The organism is Rothia mucilaginosa (genome assembly GCF_964211445.1).
Taxonomy (GTDB): Bacteria; Actinomycetota; Actinomycetes; order Actinomycetales; family Micrococcaceae; genus Rothia; species Rothia mucilaginosa_E.
On record NZ_CAXOQT010000009.1, the window covers coordinates 1 to 22,930 of the forward strand.

General features: G+C 60.1%; 19 protein-coding genes. 5 read left to right on the forward strand and 14 right to left on the reverse strand.

What is annotated here, in order from left to right; all coding sequences use genetic code 11:
* Nucleotides 1–9 precede the first annotated feature (9 nt).
* The 3 genes from AB8E48_RS03325 to AB8E48_RS03335 all read right to left on the reverse strand — a co-directional run bounded on the left by AB8E48_RS03325 (nt 10) and on the right by AB8E48_RS03335 (nt 4,274).
* Nucleotides 10–1,584 (reverse strand): sensor histidine kinase, encoded by a 1,575-nt coding sequence (locus AB8E48_RS03325; protein ID WP_368885756.1) that lies wholly within the window; start codon nt 1,582–1,584, stop codon nt 10–12.
* Nucleotides 1,585–1,908: 324 nt separating this feature from the next.
* Nucleotides 1,909–3,585, reverse strand: coding sequence for a CpaE family protein (locus tag AB8E48_RS03330; RefSeq protein WP_368885757.1), 1,677 nt, complete (start codon nt 3,583–3,585; stop codon nt 1,909–1,911).
* On the reverse strand, nt 3,582–4,274 hold the full coding sequence (locus tag AB8E48_RS03335) for an SAF domain-containing protein (RefSeq protein ID WP_368885758.1): 693 nt from the start codon (nt 4,272–4,274) through the stop codon (nt 3,582–3,584). The genes AB8E48_RS03330 and AB8E48_RS03335 overlap by 4 nt, the downstream gene beginning before the upstream one ends.
* A 363-nt stretch (nt 4,275–4,637) precedes the next feature.
* Here AB8E48_RS03335 and AB8E48_RS03340 point away from each other — a divergent pair, with 363 nt between their 5' ends.
* Nucleotides 4,638–4,871 carry a helix-turn-helix domain-containing protein gene (locus tag AB8E48_RS03340; RefSeq protein WP_044150292.1) on the forward strand — a complete coding sequence of 78 codons (234 nt, stop codon included), beginning with the start codon at nt 4,638–4,640 and terminating at the stop codon, nt 4,869–4,871.
* A 123-nt stretch (nt 4,872–4,994) separates the two neighbouring features.
* Here AB8E48_RS03340 and AB8E48_RS03345 read toward each other — a convergent pair whose 3' ends face one another.
* Nucleotides 4,995–5,657: a histidine kinase gene (locus AB8E48_RS03345; protein WP_368885759.1), complete on the reverse strand. Its 663-nt coding sequence runs from the start codon at nt 5,655–5,657 to the stop codon at nt 4,995–4,997.
* A gap of 207 nt (nt 5,658–5,864) precedes the next feature.
* Between AB8E48_RS03345 and AB8E48_RS03350 the strand changes: the two genes are divergently transcribed.
* Nucleotides 5,865–6,887: a LysM peptidoglycan-binding domain-containing protein gene (locus AB8E48_RS03350; RefSeq protein ID WP_368885760.1), complete on the forward strand. Its 1,023-nt coding sequence runs from the start codon at nt 5,865–5,867 to the stop codon at nt 6,885–6,887.
* A gap of 141 nt (nt 6,888–7,028) precedes the next feature.
* Nucleotides 7,029–7,664: an Rv3235 family protein gene (locus tag AB8E48_RS03355; protein WP_368885761.1), complete on the forward strand. Its 636-nt coding sequence runs from the start codon at nt 7,029–7,031 to the stop codon at nt 7,662–7,664.
* Between the two features lie 179 nt (nt 7,665–7,843).
* Here AB8E48_RS03355 and secA read toward each other — a convergent pair whose 3' ends face one another.
* From secA to AB8E48_RS03405, 10 genes are all read right to left on the reverse strand, one after another.
* Nucleotides 7,844–10,459: a preprotein translocase subunit SecA gene (secA, locus tag AB8E48_RS03360; protein WP_368885762.1), complete on the reverse strand. Its 2,616-nt coding sequence runs from the start codon at nt 10,457–10,459 to the stop codon at nt 7,844–7,846.
* A 340-nt stretch (nt 10,460–10,799) separates the two neighbouring features.
* Entirely contained in the window at nt 10,800–11,441 is a 642-nt protein-coding gene (gene hpf, locus AB8E48_RS03365) for a ribosome hibernation-promoting factor, HPF/YfiA family (protein ID WP_012903212.1), read from the reverse strand.
* 209 nt (nt 11,442–11,650) lie between these two features.
* Nucleotides 11,651–12,331: a ComF family protein gene (locus AB8E48_RS03370; protein ID WP_368885763.1), complete on the reverse strand. Its 681-nt coding sequence runs from the start codon at nt 12,329–12,331 to the stop codon at nt 11,651–11,653.
* A gap of 256 nt (nt 12,332–12,587) precedes the next feature.
* On the reverse strand, nt 12,588–14,294 hold the full coding sequence (locus tag AB8E48_RS03375) for an LpqB family beta-propeller domain-containing protein (protein ID WP_368885764.1): 1,707 nt from the start codon (nt 14,292–14,294) through the stop codon (nt 12,588–12,590).
* A gap of 247 nt (nt 14,295–14,541) precedes the next feature.
* Nucleotides 14,542–16,296: an MtrAB system histidine kinase MtrB gene (mtrB, locus tag AB8E48_RS03380; RefSeq protein WP_368885765.1), complete on the reverse strand. Its 1,755-nt coding sequence runs from the start codon at nt 16,294–16,296 to the stop codon at nt 14,542–14,544.
* Nucleotides 16,297–16,330: 34 nt separating this feature from the next.
* Nucleotides 16,331–17,032, reverse strand: coding sequence for an MtrAB system response regulator MtrA (gene mtrA, locus AB8E48_RS03385; RefSeq protein ID WP_368885766.1), 702 nt, complete (start codon nt 17,030–17,032; stop codon nt 16,331–16,333).
* Nucleotides 17,033–17,086: 54 nt separating this feature from the next.
* Entirely contained in the window at nt 17,087–18,385 is a 1,299-nt protein-coding gene (locus AB8E48_RS03390; RefSeq protein ID WP_368885767.1) for a methionine synthase, read from the reverse strand.
* Between the two features lie 67 nt (nt 18,386–18,452).
* Nucleotides 18,453–18,851 (reverse strand): chorismate mutase, encoded by a 399-nt coding sequence (locus AB8E48_RS03395; protein WP_368885768.1) that lies wholly within the window; start codon nt 18,849–18,851, stop codon nt 18,453–18,455.
* A 75-nt stretch (nt 18,852–18,926) separates the two neighbouring features.
* On the reverse strand, nt 18,927–20,141 hold the full coding sequence (gene mnmA / locus AB8E48_RS03400; RefSeq protein WP_368885769.1) for a tRNA 2-thiouridine(34) synthase MnmA: 1,215 nt from the start codon (nt 20,139–20,141) through the stop codon (nt 18,927–18,929).
* A 193-nt stretch (nt 20,142–20,334) separates the two neighbouring features.
* Complete coding sequence (locus tag AB8E48_RS03405; RefSeq protein ID WP_294643990.1) at nt 20,335–21,582, reverse strand: cysteine desulfurase family protein; 1,248 nt, start codon at nt 21,580–21,582, stop codon at nt 20,335–20,337.
* A gap of 193 nt (nt 21,583–21,775) precedes the next feature.
* Between AB8E48_RS03405 and AB8E48_RS03410 the strand changes: the two genes are divergently transcribed.
* The gene (locus AB8E48_RS03410) at nt 21,776–22,243 is read left to right on the forward strand and encodes a tRNA (cytidine(34)-2'-O)-methyltransferase (protein WP_005508556.1); all 468 of its coding nucleotides are present in this window, start codon (nt 21,776–21,778) and stop codon (nt 22,241–22,243) included.
* A gap of 1 nt (nt 22,244) precedes the next feature.
* A complete protein-coding gene (locus AB8E48_RS03415) occupies nt 22,245–22,892 on the forward strand; it encodes a uracil-DNA glycosylase family protein (protein ID WP_368885770.1) in 648 nt (215 codons plus the stop codon).
* Nucleotides 22,893–22,930 lie beyond the last annotated feature (38 nt).

The window sequence follows — 22,930 nt, forward strand, 5'->3', positions numbered from 1 at the left end:
AGAAGGCGCTTAGACGAGCACCGCGGTAATGACCACGCGGGTGCCCTTCGGCTCATTAGCCTCCCAGCGAATCGAGCCGTTCAGCTCGCTCGCCACCAGGGTACGCACAATCTGCATACCCAGGCCTTCCTTGCCGGTCACCGGGCGGTAGGCGTTCGGGCCGGACTCTTCAATCTTCTTATCGCCCATGCCCTTACCGTCATCGGTAATCACGACGGTGAGGATGTTCTCGCCTTCATCGTTAGTGCCGCGAATACCCTCGAGGGTCACGGTGCCGGTCTCGCCGTCCAGGCCGTGCTCCACAGCGTTCGCGACGACCTCGTTAATGACCAGCGCCAGAGGGGTAGCGAACTGGCTCGGCAAAGATCCAAAGGAGCCAATCAGCTTGGTGGACACGTGCTGGCCGGGCGACGCCAGCTCAGCAGCCAGGTGGAACTGACGCTCAATCAACTCGTCAAAGTCGACGTTCTGGGTCAGGCCCTGCGAGAGCGCCTCGTGCACGGTAGCAATGGTTGCCACGCGGCGCATCGCCTGCTCCAGGCCCTGGCGAGCCTCGTCCGTGGTCATGCGGCGCGACTGCAGGCGCAACAGAGCGGACACGGTCTGCAGGTTGTTCTTCACACGGTGGTGAATTTCGCGAATGGTCGCATCCTTGGTCATGAGCTCCAGCTCGCGGCGGCGCAACTCGGTCACGTCGCGGCAGAGAATCACGGCACCCTCACGTTCAATGCGGGCACGCCTCTGCGCCAGCAGCGGGATGGAACGCATGGTGACGCGGGCGCGGGCAATGACCAGCTCGGTGCGCAGGTCGCTACGTCCGGCAAGGACGAGCTGCAGGGTTTCATCTGCCTGCTCACCGGAAGGAAGCATGGCGCGGGTGACGTCTGCGAGGTTTCGCTTTTCGAGGTAGCCGGTCATGCCCATGCGGTTGTACATGGAGTTTGCGTTCGGGGACGCAACGACCACGCGACCGGAGGGGTCAAGCACAATAATGCCGTCAATCACGCGGGGGTTGCCCTGAGTGTTATTTCCCTGGGCGAGGGGGTCGGGCCACAGGCCGGAGTGCACCATGGAGAGCATGGTGTCGGCGGCGAATTCGTAGACTTCGTCGCTGATGGAGGGGTAGCCGCTGGGGGTAGCAATCTTGTGGCTGGTCAGTAGCGCGATGGTGCGGTTGTTACGCACGATGGGCACGAAGGTCACGTGCACGCTCGGGCGGGCACCCACGCCTTCGCCGCTTCCTTCATCGGTGTAGGTGCTGATGTTCTGGCTGGTCCAGACGCGGTATGCTTCGTCGCGGATTCCATCTTCCATATCGTGCTCGATGATGTCATGGTGGAAGAGGGTTCGGACGTTAGAGGGGCGCACGTGCGCGAAGGCGCGGAAAGTACTGGTTGCGCTGGGACCAGAGACGGCATCCGGAGAGCTGCCGTCGGCAACAACGTAGTCGGTGGGGAACCATAGAACCAGGTCACTCTGGGCGATGTCAGAGATGACCTGCCATTCGCCCATGATGAGGTGAACGCGTTCAGTGTCGCCGGGACCGAAGTCGCAGGCGCGCATAATTCCTTCTGCAAAAGACATATGTTTGTGTGCTTCCCATGAGTTCGGGTAGGTTCAACCATTTTACGGTTTGTTCGCCGCAAATCCCATTCAAACGGCAATATGTCGAATAGTTTACAGAGCATTTCTTGAAGCACGCTTTTATTCGCAAATATGACGCAGAGAGATGAGATGCATCCCTCAGTTGTACAGGGAGGCATTCGCACCACTCCCCCGCCTCAGTTCCGGGTGCCGGCGCAGAAAACCCGGCATACCGGTGACCCCATCTTCTGGGAGGAACACCGATAAGCCGGGCCTTTAGCAAGCGCTAGTTTTAGCTGACGGATTTACGCGCCGAAGCTGAAGTTAAGCGCCGGGACGTACCGCATACATGCCCTCAAGCATCGCTTCAAAGGACTGCACGACCGCGTGGCGGGGCGCCACCTCCAGCAGCGCTTCGCCGTTGCGGCGCAGACGGTCCATGACCTTACGCTCGTACGGAATCACGCCGGTGAGCGGAATTGACAGGTAGCGTGCCCAGTTATCGCGCATTTTCACCTCCGGGTTGAATCCGGCGGCTTCGCGGCGGCTGCGGTTGAGCCAGTACTGCACGTCCGTTTCGGGGGCGAATAGTTCGGGGCGTGCCTGCACCTCACGGGCGAGGTTGATCAGGCGCGGCAGCCCGATAACATCCGCTTCACCGAGCGCAATCACGCGGTCAGCGCAGGCGAGCGCGGTGAGGGTTGCGGCGTTACGGCGCGGTGCCGGGCCGTCAAAGGTCAGCTCCTCGTCCACCTCGATGGGTGCGGCAACATCGCAGATAACCAGGTCATAGCGGTGCTTGAGCCATTCGAGTACCTCGGTGAAGGCACGGGCGCGAACCTCGGGCCAACGCGAAGAGGAGGTGATGCCGCTCAAGAAGTCGAAAGTGCCGTTCTTGAGGGGCACGCGCTCCATGATGGCACCCGCCTTTTTCTCGTCGAGCTGGGCGCGGTCGGCGTCCGAGCAGAGAATCGCCAAGCCGGAGCCGGTATCTTCGAGCGCCATGAGCGCGTCCAGGCTGGGTGCGTAGGTGTCTGCGTCGATGAGGCAGACCTGCTGCCCCTGCTGTGCCGCGAGGGCTGCGAGGTTGAAGGCGATGGTGCTTCGACCGGGCGCGCCGTGAGTACCCCAGACGGTCACAATCTTGCCGAGGCAGTGGCCCGGCTGGTAGCGGGAGGGCGCGGCGGGATCCTGGTTGATATCCGGATGCTGCGGCAGGGTGCCGTCGTTGTTTTCGTTCTGCACGTGCAGGGCATAGTCGCTGCCGGGCGCAAAAGAGTCGACGATGGCGGCAGCCTGGCTGAGCACGGATTCCTCATTGCTGGGAGCGGTCGAGGAGGCTTCTGCCGAATCATGCGCACCGGGCACACCGGGTGCCGAGGCGGCGGGATCGATTCCGTAGCTTCCGTAGTCAGCGCCGTAGGGTGCACCAGCATTTGTAGCAGCACCCGCGGCGGGGTCGTAGCCGTAGCCAGCCGACTCGTACCCAGCCGGGCTGTGTCCGCCGTTATCGTAGCCGTAGCCACCGTAGGCGTTGTCGTAGCCGTACCCTGCGTCGTATCCGTAGCCGGCGTTCTGACCGTAGGCAGCCTCCGGGTGGTGCACCGCCTGTGCGGGAGCCTGGTTCGGGGTCTGTGCGGGAATGCCGTAACCGACGGAGGGGCGGGCGAGCGCCGCATCCACCGCCTGCTCGAGCGAGCCCAGAATCTCGTCGAGGGCAGCTTCGGGGCGGATGCGATGCGCCTGCGTGGGCAGGGGCAGGTTATCCGGGGCGATAACCGCCAAGAGTACCTCGGAGGCGGCGAGCGCATCCACGGTGGAGGCGCTCATTTCGGCGGGTACGTGCACGCAGAGTAGCACGCGAGCAATACCGGTGTGCGCCATGCCGACGGCCTCACTGAAGTCCTGAACGGTGCGCGCCACGGAGACGCGGCCGCGCTGGGATTCGATGCGGTTCAGGAGCGAGCCGTCATCGCCGTAGAGGATGACGGGGATGTTCACTGGCCCTCCCCGTAGGTGCCAGGGATGAGGCTAATCTTGGAGTCGCTATTGCTTTCCTTCACCAGGTCGGTGAGGGCTTCTTCCTTGACCCACAGCTGCACGGTTGCCTTACCGTTGGCGCCAAGCACGCCCTCGTCGACCGTAATCGCGACGATTTCTGCGTTGGTGACGATGGCGCGGGCACCGTTTTCGGTGCGGTTATCGCTCTTGGTGTCGGGGTTGCGCGGGCCGGAAGTCCACACGTCCACACGCTCGCCTGCCTTCAGTGCGGAGGCTGCGGCACGGTCAATGCTGACGGTGGCGAGGCGGCGGCCCGGGGAGGTTTCGGTGCCTACGGATTCCTTGCTGATGAGGTTGCCGGCGGGGATGCGCTGAATCGCAATTTTGCCGTTCATCTGGGCTGCGTCGGCGCGGGTAAAGTACTTGTCTTTAGCGGAGTCGATGTTCGCTTCGACTCGGGCAAGTTTGTCTTCGGTAATCTTCTCGCCGAGGCGGATCTCGCTTTTGGCGGTGTAGTACTCGGTTTTGCTGTTGTTCGCCTGCACGTAGAGCTGCACGCCGGTGATGGAGACGAGTACGAGCAGTACACCGAGGATGAATCGCCAGTCTTTAACGGTGGGCCTTTTGAGGCGTTTGGCGTGGGGCTCGGTGAGGGTGGAACGCTTCGTCGCGCTCTGTCGTATGCGCATGATGTGGTTGTGCCTTTCGGTGCGGAAGCCGGCGGTGATTCCGGGTGTTGTTCAACTGACCGATGAGCGAGTGGTGTGTGTTCGATAGTGCTTTGACTGGATTCTGGCACTAACCCTAACAGCATATTTCATTTAGTACTCTCTCTCAACAAGAGTCGTGTTTATGAAATATTTTTGGGTTTCGTTCCTTTTGAAGGGGTGATTAGATAACTTTTCGGCTCATATAAGGCTTTTTGCGGGCAAATTTCACATTGATGACATATACTGAAAGTACTCAATAGATGTTCACTACGAACTCTATATGAACGGCTACTAACGGTAGCTAGGGGCCCAGGATTTCACTCACGGAAAGGATTCAATTCGATGACTGCACCTCGTTTCCTCACTCTGAGCGACGTCGCCGAGGAGCTGCAGGTTTCGCTTTCGCAGGTACGCGCTCTGGTGCGTAGCGGCGAACTTCCCGCCATTCAGATTGGTGGGCGTAACCAGTGGCGTATTGAACGCTCTCGTTTTGAAGAGTACATTACCGAGCGCCACGAGCAGACTCTGGAGGCAATTGCTTCCGGCAAGCTCACTGCAAAGGCTAAGGCTGAGTAGCATTCGACATGCACCTCGCGGGCGTAACGCTCGAGTAGTTTCAGAAAGGTCCGCTTCTCTCGTTGAGATTTCAATGGAGAGGGGCGGACCTTTTTGTATTCTTATTGCTTTGATACGGGCTTTTTAGCGCGAGATGCGGGCAATGACCGCGCTGACGCGAGCTAGCGGGATGGTGCGCACGCCGGCGCCGCGAGGGGTGCGGGAGTAGCCGGAGGTTCCCTGACCGTAACCACCCTGTCCGTATCCGTTCTGCCCGTAGTCGGCGCGTTCGTAGATGCGCGGGTACTGGCCGCGTTCGTAGATGCGCGGGTACTGGCCGCCGTTGAGCAGGCGCAGTTCAAGGAAGTCTGCGCCGACACGTTCGATGACACCGTCGTAGCTGACGGTTCCACCCTCGAGGGAGAGGCGGACGGGTTCACGCGCCATGGCGAGGGATCGGAGGGCGAGCTGGATTTTCATGCGGTAGCGTTCGGGGCGAATGTCGGCGCGCCCGGGGGCGATGCCGCCTTCCCACCAGAGCATTCCGCGCAGGGGGATGATAATGTTTTCGCCGAGCGCTTCGATGCTGACCCATTCTTCGCCGACCATTTCGAGCTTGCCTTCGTAGGTTTGCATGTCGGTGGCGCAGATGCGGATGGGCCCGCCTACCTGCGCGAGGAGGCGGTCGTCGAGAGTGATGGTGGAGTACTGGACGCGGGCGACTTGGCGGGCGTCCTGTTCCATATCCCAGGCGCGTTCGGAGGCGAGGCGCGCCTCAATGTCTCGTAGGAACTTTTCCATGCTCATGGTATGACCCTACCCGAGGATGGGTGCGGATACGAACCGGGGTATTTTCTGATCAGATGATGATTCTCAAACCTAATTTTTGAACCAAATTCCACCAAATTACATGTTTTTCATGCATTTTGATGCTTTTTACTTCATTTTTGGTGTTACTTCCTGTATAAATGAAGCAACACCAAAACACATCAAACGTACCATTTGGAGGTCATCGTGGACCATCTTTCCACGCAGGGATCATCCCCCTCAACCTTCGTTTCACGCACTGCAACCTTCGTTTCGGGTCCTACTACCGTCTCTTCACGTGCCGCAACCTCACCTCGAGTTCTCAGCGCTGAGGCTTCCACCGCCCCCGGCACCAATCGTTCAACCGGCGCCGAGGCTAAGGCAAGCTACCAGGACGCTCTACTCTTTATCGCCCCTCCCCTGCTTTCCGCGGCGGTCCTGGGCGCGTTGAGTGTGAACCTGCACCGCATCCCCTCGGCACATCCGCTGACAGACGCTTCATTGCTCTGCGCGGGAGCGGCGGCGCTCCTCATTACCGCATGGTGGTTCGTCAGCTTTATCTGCGCTCTCTTCTACGCTTGGTCTTTGCGCCTTTCGAGCCGTAGCACAGAGCCAGCTGAGCTGAAGGTTCCGGCGATTTTCCGCCCGCGTTTTATGCGCCGCATCGTTCTGACGCTCGGCGGTACGGCTCTTGGAGTGGGTGCGGTTCTGGCTCCCGCGCAGGCTACGGTGGTTACGCCCAGTAGCGCCGGACTGAACGGCGTGGAGGGCGTACCGCAGACGAGCATTTCGGCGGTCATGACCGCAGACTCAACGGACACCGCAGTCTCAACGAGTGCCGCGGCGGCAGACACCAGCCCGGGCTCCAACTCAGAAGCGGCGCTCCCTGATACCGCCCCGGATCAGTCCCCCGCTCCCCTGACCCTCTCTGCAGAGATTCCCGATATCCCCCTGGCTCCTCAACCCACGGAGGCGGCAGGCTCCCTGCAGGATCGAAGCCCATTCTTCTCACCTCCCCGCACCGAGGCGGGCACCTATTCCTACACAGCGCAGTCGGGTGATACGCTCTGGTCGATTGCCGCCGATCAGCTGGGTGAAGGCACCGACGCCTCCACCATTTACGACTACACTCTCGACATTTACGAGGCGAATAAGGACGCTCTGGGCCAGAACGCTGAGCTGCTCTACGAGGGGCAGGTTCTGCAGATTCCTGAGCAGCCCGTTCACTAGCCTCACTCGCGTCTTCCGCTCCCCTCTCCGCCTCACCTCGACAGTCTTTCGTTCGCTCACCCCACCTCACATACCCCTGCATCGAAAGCCTCTGCACCGAAAGCCTCTGTGCCGAAAGCCTCTGTACCGAAAGGAGCCGTCATGAGCTTCTCCAACCTTCTCCCCCGCGCCCCGTGGACCCCGCCGCATCAGCCTGCACAGCCTGTCAGCCCGTATTCTAAGAGCCGCTCGTCCGCTCAGCCTGTGATGCCGCAGCCGGTGGCTCCGCTACCCGAGCAGGGTCAGGGCACGATGGCTCTGGTGCAGAAGCGTAATAGCCCGTCGGTCTATTCGCTGTTGCCGCTGCCGCGTTACGAGCAGCATTCGGCGCAGCGTCCGCAGGTGGTGAAGAAGGGCCGCCCGCTGCGTCCGGCGGATACACTAGCTCGCCAGCTGGAGGGCCGTTGCGCGGGTGTGGCGATTGCTTACCTGGAGATTATGTCGGCTCGTCGTTCGCGTCAGCAACTGGCGCAGTGGGTGTCAGCGGATTGTTTCCACCGTCTGCTGCCGTTCTTCCCGAAGAACCCGCGCCAGGTGCGCCAGGAGATGCTGCTGACTCTCCCGCCGGTTTTGCTGCGGGTGCGAGCGCAGAAGGTGCACGATGAGCTCTACGAGGTGGTGGCACTGCTGCGTTGTGCGGATAAGGTTCGCGTGGTGACCATGCAGATGCGCCTGATTCACGGCATGTGGCTGATTACCGCAATCGAGCAGCCGCAGAGCCGCTTGGACGAAGACTAGGCTTCCTCATCATCCGCTGAATAAATCGTCCGCTAAATAAATCTCGTGCAGAATAAATCGCCTGCAGAATACCTCACATACACGCAGAGAGGGTGCGAATCCGGTATTGGATTCGCACCCTCTCTGTTGTGCTTTATGCTCTTTTCACGCTTTGCGGTGCGTCAGCTTTTACGCTGAGGCTACTTCTCCTTCGAGCGTTCCACGTGAACCTGCTCGTGGCCGTCCTCATCCGGGGCGGAGTACTGCAGGAACTTCGGGCGCGAAGGCTCAGCCAGGCGTACGGCAGAAGCCTGGGTACGCTGCTTGGACAGGTCCAGGTTGTACAGGTAGGTCACGGTCTCTTCACGGATTGCGCCGAGCATCGACTGGTACATGTCGTAGCCTTCACGCTGGTACTCGACCAGCGGGTCACGCTGAGCCATTGCACGCAGACCGATACCTTCCTTGAGGTATTCCATCTCGTACAGGTGCTCGGGCCAGCGCTCACCGATGACGGATAGCATGACGCGGCGTTCGATTTCGCGCATGCTCTCTTCGCCGACGCTCTTTTCACGCTCATCGTAGATGAGGTGTGCGTCCGCCAAAACTTCCTTCACGATCTGGTCGCGAGTGATCTTGGTGCGGTCGCCGGCGTCCTCAGCGAGGTCGTCCACGGTGATGGAGATGGGGTACACCTGCTTGAGGGCGCTCCAGAGCTCGTCGAAGTCCCAGTCTTCGGCGTGGCCTTCAGAGACGCGGGCGTCAATGATGGTGGTCAGCACCTCGTCCACGAAGCCGGAAATCTGTTCCTTCAGGTCGTCACCGTGCAGGATGCGGCCGCGGTCCTTGTAGATCGCTTCACGCTGGCGGTTGAGTACGTCGTCATACTTGAGCACGTTCTTACGCTGCTCAGCGTTACGGCCCTCAACGTTTGCCTGTGCGGTAGCGATAGCGCGGCTAACGATCTTAGAGTCCAGTGCGGAGTCCTCGGGGGCTGCCGCCATGAGGCGGGTTGCCATGCCGGTGTTGAACAGGCGCATCAGTTCGTCGGTCAGCGACAGGTAGAAGCGGGACTCGCCCGGGTCGCCCTGACGGCCGGAACGACCGCGCAGCTGGTTGTCGATACGGCGGGACTCGTGACGCTCAGTGCCGAGTACGTACAGGCCACCGAGCTTGGTGACTTCATCGTGCTCTTCTTTAGCGGCGTCTTCGCAGGCCTTCAGAACCTCGGGCCAGCGTGCCTCGTACGCCTCGGAGTTGGTGTTCGGGTCCAGGCCCAGCTCACGCATCTTCTCGACGGCCTCAAATTCGGGGTTTCCGCCGAGCATGATGTCGGTACCACGACCAGCCATGTTGGTTGCCACGGTGACGGCGCCCTTACGGCCCGCCTGCGCAACAATGGCTGCCTCGCGCTCGTTGTTCTTCGCGTTCAGCACCTCGTGGCGCACACCAGCCTTCGCCAGCTGGCGGGACAGGTACTCGGAGTTCTCCACGCTTGCGGTACCGACCAGAATCGGCTGGCCCTTCTCGTGGCGTTCCTTAATGTCCTTGACCACTGCCTTGAACTTGGCGATTTCGTCGCGGTACACCTTATCGGGGTTGTCGATGCGCTGCACACCCTTGTTGGTGGGGATGGGCACCACGCCGAGCTCGTAGGTGTTCATGAACTCTGCCGCTTCGGTTTCCGCGGTACCGGTCATGCCGGAGAGCTTGTCGTACATGCGGAAGTAGTTCTGCAGGGTCACGGTCGCCATGGTCTGGTTCTCAGGCTTGATTTCGACGCCTTCCTTCGCCTCAATCGCCTGGTGGATGCCGTCGTTGTAGCGGCGGCCCGGCAGAATACGACCGGTGTGCTCGTCAACAATCAGGACCTCGCCGTCAATGACCACGTAGTCCTTGTTGTTGGTGAACAGCTCCTTCGCCTTAATGGAGTTGTTCAGGAAGCCAATGAGCGGGGTGTTCTTGGATTCGTAGAGGTTCTTCACACCCAGGTGGTCTTCCACCTTGTCAATACCGGATTCGAGGATGCCGACGGTGCGCTTCTTCTCGTCTACTTCGTAGTCTTCACCGCGCTTGAGCAGGGTTGCGGCAATGCGCGCGAACTCTGCGTACCAGCGGTTCGCCTCACCGGCTGCGGGGCCGGAAATGATCAGAGGGGTACGTGCCTCATCAATCAGGATGGAGTCGACCTCATCGATAATGGCGAAGTTGTGGCCGCGCTGAACCTGCTCCTCCACGGTCCACGCCATGTTGTCACGCAGGTAGTCGAAGCCGAACTCGTTGTTCGTACCGTAGGTGATGTCCGCGGCGTACTGCTTACGACGCTCGTCCGGCTCCATGGAGGACAGAATCACGCCGCACTCCATACCGAGGAAGCGGAACACACGACCCATGAGGTTCGCCTGGTACTCAGCCAGGTAGTCGTTCACGGTCACAATGTGCACGCCCTTGCCGCTCAGGGCGTTCAGGTATGCGGGTAGGGTCGCGACGAGGGTCTTACCCTCACCGGTCTTCATTTCGGCAATATTGCCCAGGTGCAGTGCAGCGCCACCCATGAGCTGCACGTCGTAGTGGCGCTTGCCCAGGGTGCGCTTGGACGCTTCACGGACTACCGCGAAGGCCTCCGGCAGCAGAATATCGAGGGATTCGCCGTCCTTGACGCGCTCGCGGAACTTATCGGTTTCCGCTCGCAGCTCCTCATCGGTCATGGATGCGAAGCTATCCTCGAGCGAGTTCACCGCCTTCGTGTACGCCTCGAGCTGTCGCAGAACCCTCTTATCGCCGGTTCGGAGGATTTTCTCCAAGAAAGATGCCACTGAGCTTCTACTCCTTGCTTGTTTCGGTACCCTCACCAAGGGCGCGCGAAAGTGCGCGCGGTGAGGCCTTCCTACATATTGTATGGCAGAGCCGCCTAATTCGCCCGTCCGAGCTCTTTTTTACGCTGTACGCCCACGAGGTGACATTTGGTGACACTCGAATCTTTCAACCTCCGGTTGAGGCAGAGTCGGCCCATCCGACTGAAGGAACGCCTAAAGGAACGGTTGTGTGGAGGGCAAAGAAAAACCCGGGGGCCTGGAGAAACACGGTGTGTATTCCCAGACCGCCCGGGTCTTGAGCCTACTCGCTAAGTTTTAGCAATCAGCAGGTACGTTAGTTTTACTCGTTGTCCAGAGTAATGATGCCGTAGCTCCAGCCCTTACGGCGGTATGCCGCAGCCGGCGCGCCGGTCTCGCTGTCAATGTACAGGTAGAAGTCGTGGCCGACCAGTTCCATACGGTCAACAGCTTCTGCGGGAGTCAGACGCTCACCCTTGAAGCTCTTGTGGCGAATCTCGATGGGAGATGCGGCTTCGTCGGCGAGGGTGACCTCGCTGTTGTCGAATGCTGCTTCTTCAACCGGAACATCCGGCAGCAGAATCTCGGTAATTGCTTCGGTAACCACGGGAATCGAGCCGGTAGCGTCCGCCACGGAGACGGGGTGCTTGCCACCGCGCTTGTGCAGCTTGCGGCGGTCACGTGCACGGCGCAGACGCTCCAGGAGCTTGCCGTAGGTTTCATCGAAGACCGCGAACTTGTCGTGACCCTGGGCTTCGGAACGGAGGACAGGGCCGGTACCAACAACGGTAATCTCAACGCGGATGGACTCGCCACCCAGGTGACCGTCCTTGCTGAACTTGACGTCAATGTCCTTCACGTTATCGCCGAGCTGCGCGAACTTCTGAACCTTGTCGTTCACGTATTCTTCCAGGCGTTCGGTGACCTTGATATTGCGGCCGTAGATGTTGACTTCCACGATCATTCCCTCCAGGTTGGGGGCTTATACCGCGTCCGGCTGGACCCGGTACGGGGGTTCGACCTCGATGCCGTTCCCTTGTATTTATTTTAGTACGAAGCATGGTTCATATCACTAGATATGACAAATATTTAGCCCAAATAATAGCTATTCGTCCTTCTGCGAACTTTAACAGCAAAAAATCGTGTATCTCTTGCAACTAACTACAGGAAACGCTATATCTGAGCTTTTTTCGGTACCGCCGCCACGGCGCACACGCCAAGCACAGAGGACCCCGCCTCCTGTAGCACACGCACCATCTCCGAGGCAGTCGCGCCGGTCGTCACCACGTCATCACAGATAATGCTCACCCGACCCGCGCACAGGGCAGGTTCCATGACGCGCAAGGCACCGTGCATCCGCTCGGCACGACCCACAGCGCCCAGGCCCTTCTGCTCGTTCTGCGCACCGGAAATTGCATCAGAAATAATGGAGGCGCCGCTCCCCCGCCGCCTGCGAGGAGCGTACCCGATAACGTCCACAGCGCGCACCCGCACCGAGGCGGGCAAACGCCGGTTGAGCTGACGCACCGCCTTCTGCACCAAAAGATTCGCCGGCGCATAGCCGCGGCGGCGCACGCTCTGCGCAGACGACGGTGCCGGAACCAGCAGAACCTCAACCGGTGCAGAAGAACCGTGCTGAATCTCAGCCCGGCGAGCGCGCAGAAGCTCATACACGCTACGCGCCAAACCCTCACCCAGCAGGGGCAGCAAATCAGTGCGACCGGCGTTCTTCAACGCCAGCAGCGCACGCGGCATGATCCCCTCATAACGGGATGCCGCACGCACCTCAGGGATACGGCCGCCAGCAGCACAGTTGTCAGAAAACAGGGACTGCAGAACCTGTACTTGTTCCACCCGAACCAACGCCGAATGCAATTGCGGCAGGCACTCCTCACACAGCGGCGAGCCCGCACCATACGCAACCGGCACCGCACAGCACGGGCAGGTACGCGGCATCAGAACCTCACCCAAAGACCCGCCGGCACTCTTGAGAGCACCAGCGAGCCGGGTTAGAGGCTCATTCAAAGGCCCGCTCACGGGCTTGCTCAAACCACGCTGTTCTGAACTCACCGAAGGCAACCTTTCCGTGCCCTACACCCCGCCACAGGGGCTAACCGGCGTAGCTAATCTCGTGCAGAGTCGTATCCAAACGATTCCAGCTGCGCTCCTCCATCAGGTAGCACGAACCATCAGAACGGTGGGCAATAATATTCGACGTATTATCCGCAGTGGAAATGCTCATCACGCCATCCAGACGGTCCAGCTTCGTCTCTTCACCGCTGAGGGAAATCACCTCAGACTCGCCGTTCTTCACGTTCACTACCACGACGCTTTGATCGCCAGCCCAACGCGCATTACGCGGAGTCACAGAAGAGCTCAAACGCACCATCTCCGTCAGATGCAGAGGCTTACCAGCATCATCACGCACAATGCCGGAAATAATCACAGCCGACGCACCCTCAGTAGAGGCCACAATCGCCATGCGCGCACCATCGTGAGAGACGTTCACGCTCGTAAAGCTCAAATTACGCTGCCACGACAGACCAATATCCACGCCGCGCTCACGCTCATTCGCATCCTCAGAATCCGGCTTGAACGCACGCACAGCACCCGTACCATCAGCAGCCCACACCCAGCCGTACGCATCAAAGCTGGGAGCAGTCAGCGCGGTACTCTGCCACACACGGCGGGCAGTGCCCTGATACACCGTGTACAGGCTCGCGGCATCATTCGCCAAGCAAGCGTACACATCCGCCGAATAGCCCATCGCCGGGGAACTCAACTGGCTCACACCACGCAGAAGCAGCTGCTCGCCCGCGTTGCTCATGTAGTCATCACGCGCCACCATCTGGCCGTTCGAGTTAATAGCAACCGTACGGGCAGGAACACCCGGGTTCAGCTTCACCACAGAGAAGCCGCTCGGTGCGTTCTCAGGAATCAAAGTACCGTTATAGAACACCTCGGTCTTACCCAGACCGGAGAAGTTCTCCAAACCGTGCATAATCTGCTCACGCACACGCGCCAAACGGCTATCGTCCAGGTGCTCACCCGAAAGACGAACCAGCACATCCTGGTTATCGCTCATAGTTGCCGTCTCAAGGCTCATCGACTCGTTCAATGCAGAGAACGCAACATCCTTCAGGTAGGACGCCGGGCCAGCCATCAGAGTACGCACCAGCAACTCAAAATAGCGGTCCGTATGCGGGAACCAACGAATATCCGGCACAGCATAACGGAACGCACGGTCATAGAAATACAGGCGGCACGGACTAAACACGCGCTCAAACTCGGTACCATCCAGCCACAGACCATCCGGGCAGGAGCTAATACGCCACTGGTTATCCTCCATAACCATGGTGAAGTCCTGAGTCTCAGTCTGAGCCTCAGGGAAGGTACTCGTAATACCCTGACTATTCACAGTCGCTGTCTGTTGGAAACGCACATGGTAGGTACCCTCAGCGTTTCCGCTATCGTCGCTACGCGGCTGCACCGTATTGCGGTACACGCGAGTCGTACCAATAGGATTCCAACGACCCGCAAAAGAAGAGCTCAAATACTGGCGCGCCACAGCATAATTCTCGATGCTATCCGCGCCAGCACGCACGAAGCCCTCAATAATCGCCTCCGGGGTAGCGCCCGCCAGCGGACCCGGCGCACGCGCAGGAGAAGTATTAACGCTCTTCACGTCCAGACCGCTACTGTGCTGAGTCACTCGATCGTTCGACGGAAGACCCGCGCAAGAGCTCACGAGCGCCGCCAAAGACACCGCGCCCCAAGACAGCGCGGTGCGTCGAGAAACAATAGCCCTGTGAGCCATGGAGGTCTTAACCTTCCTCTACGAATAAAGACAAACAATCACCGGCTAACGCTGCAGGCCATCGCAACACGGTGAAAAGATAACCACGACGAAATAGCAACACCGTGAAAATATATCTGCATTGATTGTACTGGGTTAACAGTGCAAATACGCAAGGATAAGTGCAAATACAATCACACCAGCCCCAAATCCTCTGCTCTATGACAGATGCTTTAGGCAGGAACCGGCGTCTCTCTCCTACCGCCCCTTAGAGCTCACCCTCAGTGCTCACGCGGGGAGCAATATTGGGCAGCGTATCCTTCGCGGTCGCCGAACGATGCGAGCTTGCCTCAGGCTCACCCGTCACCAGAACCGGCGACTCGCCCAAAGGCGCACCGTGAATCAGCGGTAGGTTCACCGTGAAGCAGGCACCGCGGCCCTTCTCGCCCCACGCCTCAATCGTGCCGCCATGCAGACGCACATCCTCAGCAGCAATCGACAGGCCCAGACCCGTACCGCCCAGGGTGCGCTTACGCGAAGTATCAGCACGCCAGAAACGGTTGAACACCTGAACGGCCTCGTCCTCAGACAGACCGATACCGTGGTCACGCACCGCAATGCCCAAGTTCGTGGCATTCGCACCCACGTACACGTCAATCGGGCGGGACTCGCCGTGCTCAATCGCGTTGTACAGCAGGTTACGGAGCACACGCTCAATACGCACACGGTCCATATCAACCATGATGCTCTCATGGCTCGTATGCACATTCAGCTTCGTGTTCGTGCGCTCCAGGTGCGGCAGAGCCTCCTGCAGAATATTCGACAGCACACGCATGAAGTCTTCTGTGTCAATGGTCAGCATGGCGCTACCGGCGTCGAAACGAGAAATCTCCAGCAGGTCAGAAAGCATCGACTGGAAGCGATCCACCTGATCGTGCAGAAGCTCCACACTGCGGACCTGCATCGGGTTCATATTCTCGCGCGAATCGTACAGAAGCTCAGTACCCAAACGCACCGTCGACAGCGGAGTACGCAGCTCATGCGACACGTCAGATACAAAGCGCTGCTGCAGAGTCGACAGGCGCTCCAGCTGAACAATCTTCTCCTGCAGCGAGTCAGCCATCAGGTTGAAGGAATAGCCCAGACGCGCCGCCTGATGCTCACCGTGTACAGACACACGCTGATCCAGGTCGCCAGCAGCCAGCTTCTCCGCCGTAATAGCGGTCTGAGTAATCGGGCGGACCACAAAACGAGTCACAATCCACACCACAGAAAGCACCACAGCAAGCAGCGCACAGAAACCGCCAAAAAGAACAAAGTTAATATGCGCAATCGTGGCGGAAGAATCCGTCATATCGTACACAAGGAACAAACCGTAATTAGGGTTCTGAGAAATAGAAATATGTGTACCAACAATAAGCACCGGATAGGTGCGCTCACGATTATTTTCGACAGTAGTCACCGTAGACGTCTGCCAGAAAATACCTTCCTTATCACGAACAGTTTGTTTGAAATCATTCGGAATACTCGAAGAATTCAAAGAATTATTACTACTCTGTTCAGGAATAAAACCCTGCTTACCTTGCCCCTCCAAAGGCACAAGAATCCAATTGCGCTTACCCGAACTGCCCGCATCCAGCACGGTCAGAGTACGGCTCACATTACGGCGAATTTCACTGTCACTACGGGCCTCCGAGGAGTCCAGCACACTCTGAACGTTACGGAAACCGCTCGTCGACTCCTCCAGCGCCTGAGACTTCTGATTCTCAAAAAGACTCGACGCAATCTGGCTCGACAAGGACCAACCCACCATCAAGAAGCTCAGGAACATCATGATGCCCGCCGTACCCAAGGCACGGAACTGCAAAGATTCCTTCCACAGGCGCTGAGCACGGTGCATCAGGCTCCTATTACGCTGCTTTTTCGCCTTACGCGGCTTAGAAGTGCGGGTACGCGAAGAGGCGGAGGCTACCGCCTCCGCCGTCAAAGCGCCGTGCTCATGGCTCGACTTCGCAACAGACAATCAGGTTATCCCTTCGCCTATGAATAGGTTCCGATTAGCTACCGGAAGATCCCACCAGCTCGGTCGGAATCTTATAGCCAACACCGCGGACCGTCTGAATAAAACGCTCCGCGCCCAGCTCATCAAACTTAGCGCGCAAACGCTGGACGTGCACGTTTACCAGCGAATCGCTCACATCAGTGTAACCCCAGACCATGTCCAGCAGTTCCTGACGGCTCAACGCCTGACCCGGGTGACGCACCAGCGCAGCCAACAGGTCAAACTCCAGAGGAGTCATCGGAACCTCAGTGCTGTGGTACTTGACGGTACGGCCATCCATATCCATGACAATATCGCCAATAGACACAACCAGCTGGCGGCTCTCACGCGGACGCAAACGAGTACGAATACGCGCCAACAATTCAGCGTGCTTAAAAGGCTTCGCAATGTAATCATCAGCGCCAGCCTCAAGACCTTTAACAACGTCTTCAGTGTCGCTTTTAGCGGTCAACATAATAATCGGCACATTAGAAGAACGGCGAATTTGCTGGCACACTTCAATACCGTTCATGCCAGGAAGCATCAAATCCAAAAGCACCAAATCGGGAGTGGAGCGCATAAAAGTTTCAAAAGCGCGGCCGCCATTTTCGCAGAAAACAGCGTTAAAGCCCTCTTGCGCGAGCACGAGGCCAATCATTTCCGCCAGAGCATCATCGTCATCAACCACCAAAATGGTGTGTGCGTCGCTTGCGCTCACAGTACCTCCCTAAAGAATTGTCGTAAATACTTACATAAAAAGCTGATTCTCTAATCATACCGCGCACTCAGCCAATGCACGGGCACACTCTGTCACCCGAGCCAGCGAAGCCGTGGCATCCAGCACACTCACCGTGCCAGGTGACTGCGATCCAAGAGCCAAACCAGAACGCTCATCAGCCATCAAACCCACCGAACTCAACTGAGCAGGCTCAAGACCAACCTCACGCCACAGACTGTACAGGCGACGCACCTGATTCGGCACCTGTGCAGAGGTCACCACCGGAAGCCACAGCTGAGCCTGCGCCTCCAGCAGCTGCGCCACGGGCTCCCATGAACGCGGGTCGCTCAGCGGCGGAACCTGCAAGGTTCCAGCCCCCTTCGGGCGAGCACGGTCGGGGTGCAACAGCAAAGCGCAGGGGGCGGCGCCCTCAACCTGCGTCGCCTTCACCAGCGCCAAAGCATCAAGGGTAGGACGCGCCTGGCTCAGCAACTTCAGCTCCTGCACCGGCTTGAGCGCTGTGCCGTCCACATCAAGGATGAGCTGCAGGTTCAGCTCCGCGAAACGCTCCGCCACACGGCGGTACACCTGCTGATAGTAGTGAGGCTGCAGCGAAGGCAACGAACGGAAGCCACTCACCGTAGGAATAGAGCCCTCCAGCAGACGTTGAAACTCCGACTCATCCAGCTGCACGGCAATCAGCGCCCGCGGAGCCTGCAGAGCCTCGCGCAGAGACTCCACCCAGCGCTCCAGGCCCTCCAGGAAAGACTCCAGCAGGTCACGGCTCGCACCGGCATCGCTGATGGCACGCTCACCGCCGGGCAGGTAGATGCTGGCGGCAAGAGTCAGCGGACCAACCAGCTGAATCTTATACACCGGGGTGGTGTCCTGTCCGGAGCCGAAACGTTTCTTCTGCACACCCACGCGATCAGCGAGAAGGTTGATGTCCGAGAGCAGACGATCCTGCGCCAGGGCAGACTCGCGCGCTCCCCTGCCGCCGCTATGCACCATGCGCCAGCCAAACGAGGCACCGTCAAAGGCGAGTCCCTCGCACATCGCCAGCGTGCGTGCCAGCGGGGTGCTCTTCCAACCCAACGCCGGAAGGTGCGGCAGGAACGGCAGATGCGGGGAGCCCAGCTCGCCCTCCACGCGGGACATCGCCTCGCCCAAATCGTCACCGGGAAAATCGCCCAGGCCGCTGGCGCGCACCAGCGGACGCTCCGTAGCGAGCGCGGCGAGGTCCTGTTCGGTCAGTTCGTCCCCCTCGGGGGCACGGTACTCACCGAGCAACAGCAGGCGCTCCGGCACCGGTTCGGTGCGGGCGTTCTGGCGGTTGGAAGATTGAGCGGGCATAGGGGTTTATCCAGAGGGATCAGATGACGTACAGATTCAAACGCAGCGACGCGAAAGTAGCGCGGTACTAGCCTTCGGTTTTCTCGGCTTCAGTTGCCTCGCCATCCTGTTCGGCGCGCTCGTTTGCGATACGCACGTGGTGGCGAATCACCTCAGAAATAATGAAGTTCAGGAACTTCTCCGCGAACTCCGGATCCAGGCTGGATTCCTTCGCCATGGCACGCAGGCGAGCGATCTGTGCCTCTTCACGACCGGGGTCGCCGGCGGGCAGGTTGTGCTTAGCCTTCAGGATGCCCACGCGCTTAGTTGCCTGAAAACGCTCCGCGAGGATGTGCACCAGCGCTGCGTCGAAGTTGTCGATGGAGCGGCGCATGGCGAAGAGCTCCTCGTAGACTTCCGGTGCGACTTCATCGCCCATGGAGGTGGCGTGGGGGTCAAATTCGCAGGACGTGTTCTCGGCGGTCATCGGTTTCTCCTCAAATCGTGTGTGGTCTTCTATGCGGTGCGGCTGCGGTGTGGTTGGGGCAATCCGCGGGGGTGTCTACTGCTGGGAGTTGGCGCCCAAGGTTTCCTGAATGTCTTCGCGGTCCAGGGAGTAGGCGCGGGCGATGGTGGACTGGCCCAGCACGCGGGTGCCCTGGTAGAGCACCATGGTCTGGCCCGGTGCCACGCCGGAGAGCGGGTCCAGCAGTCGCACCACGGTTTCCAGGCGTAGGGCACCCTCTTCTTCAGCTTCGGGGTCGCGCGCCCAGGTCATGTACGCCTTGGCGCGGACCGGGTCGGCGTGCGCGCGGACCTGCGCGGTCACCTCGAACTCTTCGCTGCGGGCACCAGCTTGCGCGGGTTCTTCCAGGAAGCGTGCTGCCTGCTCCACGGGTACGCCCGCCCAGGTGGCGCGAATACCGCGGATTTCGTGCACGGCAAGCAGCTCGCGGGAGCCGACGATGACCTCGTTCTCCTTGGGGCGCACCTCCAGCACGAAGCGGGGCTTACCGTCGGCAGCGGGGCGACCCAACGCCAGTCCCTTGCGCTGGCCCACGGTGTACGCCTGGGCGCCGGGGTGCTCGCCGAGCACCTCGCCGTGGGTGTCCTTGATGAGGCCGGGGCGCATCTTGATGTGGTCGCCCAGCCAGGCACGGGTGTCGCCTTCGGGGATGAAGCAGATGTCGTAGGAGTCCGGCTTCTTCGCCACGGAGAAGCCGCGTTCTGCCGCCTCCGCACGGACCTGTGCCTTGGAGGGGGTGTCCGCCAGGGGGAACCAGGCGTGCTTGAGCTGCTCGTGGGTGAGCACGCCGAGCACGTAGGACTGATCCTTAGCCCAGTCGGCGGCGCGGTGCAGTTCGCGGTTGCCGTCTTCGGTGGTGATGACGCGGGCGTAGTGGCCGGTCACCACGGCGTCGAAGCCGAGTGCGAGGGCACGCTCGAGGAGCGCTGCGAACTTGATCTTTTCGTTGCAGCGCATGCAGGGGTTGGGGGTTCGTCCGGCTTCGTATTCGGAGATGAAGTCGTCGACCACGTCTTCCTTGAAGCGTTCGGAGAAGTCCCAGACGAAGAAGGGGATGCCCAGCTGGGAGCAGACGCGGCGGGCGTCCATGGAGTCTTCGAGGGTGCAGCAACCGCGGGAGCCGGTGCGTAGGGTGCCGGGCATACGGGATAGGGCGAGGTGAACGCCTACGACTTCGTGTCCTGCGTCTACGGCGCGGGCTGCGGCGACTGCGGAGTCAACGCCGCCACTCATAGCTGCAAGAATTTTCACTGCCTATCCTTCTGTTGTGTTGAGCCTCTAGGAACATTCGGAGCGTGCCCTGTGTGGGCGCGCTTTCCGTTACTGTAGCTACCCATTGTACGCAGGGGCTCGGCGGGATATTGGGCAGTACACCCTCAGCCCGCCCTCAGCGAACGCTGAGATTGCAGGCTGAGAGCGGGTCAGTATTTTCTCTTCTGGTTTTCTAGTGCCAGCGGGAGGCGTCCGGCAGCTGCGAGGACAGTCCCGCCTTTGCTGCCTGTTCGTAGGCGGCGGGTAGTGCCGCGATGAGGCGCGCAATATCGGCGCCGGTGGTTGAGTGGCCGAGGGTGAAGCGCTGGGCGCTGCGGGCGGTGTCTTCGTCCATGCCCATTGCCATGAGCACGTGGGAGGGGCGGGTCACCCCGGCGTTGCAGGCGGAGCCGGTGGAGCTGCTGATGCCCTGCATGTCCAGCAGGAAGAGCAGGGTGTCGCCTTCGGCGTTTTCGAAGGTGAAGTGGGCGTTGCCGGGCAGTCGCTTCTGGCCGGGGTATTCCTCGGTGAGCGGGTTTTCGCCGCTCAGGTGTGCCTGCGGGATGAGCGCGCTAATTGCCGCAACGAGCTCGTTGCGTAGGGCGGCGATGCGGGCGGATTCCTCGGGGAGGTTCTCGACCGAGTGCACGGCGGCCTCCGCGAAGCCCGCGATGGCGGGCGCGTCGATGGTGCCGGAGCGTACAGAGCGTTCCTGACCGCCTCCGTGGAGCACGGGGGTCAGCTGCACGGCGCGGGTTGCGACCAGCGCGCCAATACCCATGGGGCCACCAATCTTGTGGCCAGAAATCGCGAGGGTCGCCACGCCACTGGTGTGGAAGTCGATGGGCACCGCGCCGAACGCCTGCACCGCATCCGAGTGCACGGGAATACCGTATTCAGCGGCGATAGCGGCAATTTCGGGAATCGGTTGTACGGTACCGACCTCGTTGTTCGCCCACATGACGGTCACCAGAGCAACATCCTCGGGGTTCTTTTCGATGAGCTCACGGACGGTCTGCGGGTTGACGCTGCCGTACTCGTCCACGGGGATCCATTCGAGCTGTGCGCCCTCGGCCTTTTCGAGCCATTCGCAGGTTTCTTCCACCGCATGGTGCTCAATGGAGGAGACGAGGATTCGGGTGCGCTGCGGGTCTTCTTCGCGGCGCTTCCAGTAGATGCCCTTGACCGCGAGGTTGTCCGCCTCGGTGCCGCCGGAGGTGAAAATAACCTCGGCGGGGTCGGCGCCAATGGCGCGGGCGATGCGTTCGCGGGCGTACTCGACGGTGGCGCGGGCGTCGCGTCCTACGGCGTGCAGGGAGGAGGGGTTGCCGCCGTTGCGCATCTGCTCGACCATGGCGTCGATGGCGGCGGGCAGTACGTCGGTGGTGGCGGCGTGGTCGAGGTAGACGCGGCCGTTCTGACGGTTGGTTTCTGCGCTCATGGTTCCTCCTGCTGGGTTGTTCGGCGGTTTTTCGCCTCGCTTATTTTATCGCGCTCTATCCGCGCTCTTCTAGGCGTGTTCACGAGCGGCTGGGTCGGCGAGCGCTACTCCACTGGGCTATTCGGTGGCTGGTCAGGGCTATTCAGGGGGCTGTTCGGGGGACGCTCAGGGGCAGCGCGGTACACTTAGGAACGTGTTCAAGATTCTTTTCTATACCCCTGAAATTCCCGGAAATACCGGCAACGCTATCCGTTTGGCGGCGATTACCGGCGCTGAACTGCACCTGGTGAAGCCGCTGGGCTTCAACTTTGATGATGCGCACCTGCGCCGTGCAGGTCTGGACTACCACGACCTTGCCGTGGTGACGGTGCATGAGACCCTTGAGGACGCGTGGGAGGCTCTCGCTCCGGAGCGTGTTTTTGCGTTCACGACGACTGCTTCGACCTCGTATGCGGATATTGAGTACCGTCCGGGTGACGTGTTCATGTTCGGTCCGGAGTCGGTGGGTCTGCCCGCTGAGGTTCAGCAGGACCCGCACGTAACCGAGCGCGTGAAGATTCCGATGAAGCCGGGCCGCCGTTCGCTGAACCTGGCTAATTCTGCGTCTATCGCAATTTTTGAGGCGTGGCGTCAGAACGGTTTTGAGGGAGGCGCCATCTAGCATGGTTGCAGCACACCATAATCTGCCGGAACCTCTGGTTCAGCAGATTCTGGAAAATACCCCTCCCCTGGCTGAGCAGATTCGCCTGGATCCGCAGAATAGGAAGTTCACGGAGCAGGGTTGGGAACCGGTTTATTCGGCATCCCCGAAGGCACGCATCGTGGTGATTGGTCAGGCGCCTGGGCGTACCGCGCAGGAGAGCCGCATCCCGTGGAATGACCCGAGCGGCGTGAAGCTGCGCGAGTGGATGAGCGTGACGGACGAGCAGTTCTACGACCCCGAGCTGATTTCGTTGTTGCCAATGGATTTCTACTACCCCGGCAAAGGCGCGCACGGTGACAACCCGCCTCGTAAGGATTTCGCGCCGAAGTGGCATCCGCAGCTGCTCGAGCTCATGCCGGATGTACAGCTCATTCTGCTGGTGGGCGCGTACTCTCAGAAGCACTACCTGGATGGTGCGCACGCCCCGAAGGCGCAGAAGAACCTGACGGAGACGGTTCGTGCGTGGGAGTCTTACCTTCCGAAGTTCCTGCCGCTGGTGCATCCTTCGCCGCTGAATTTTAGGTGGCAGGCGAAGAATCCGTGGTTCCAGCAGGAGGTTGTCCCGGCTTTGCAGAAGCGTGTGGGCGAGGTTCTCAAGAACGCATAACCCGGTCTGCAGCGCACTATGGTTCTGTAGTACTAGAC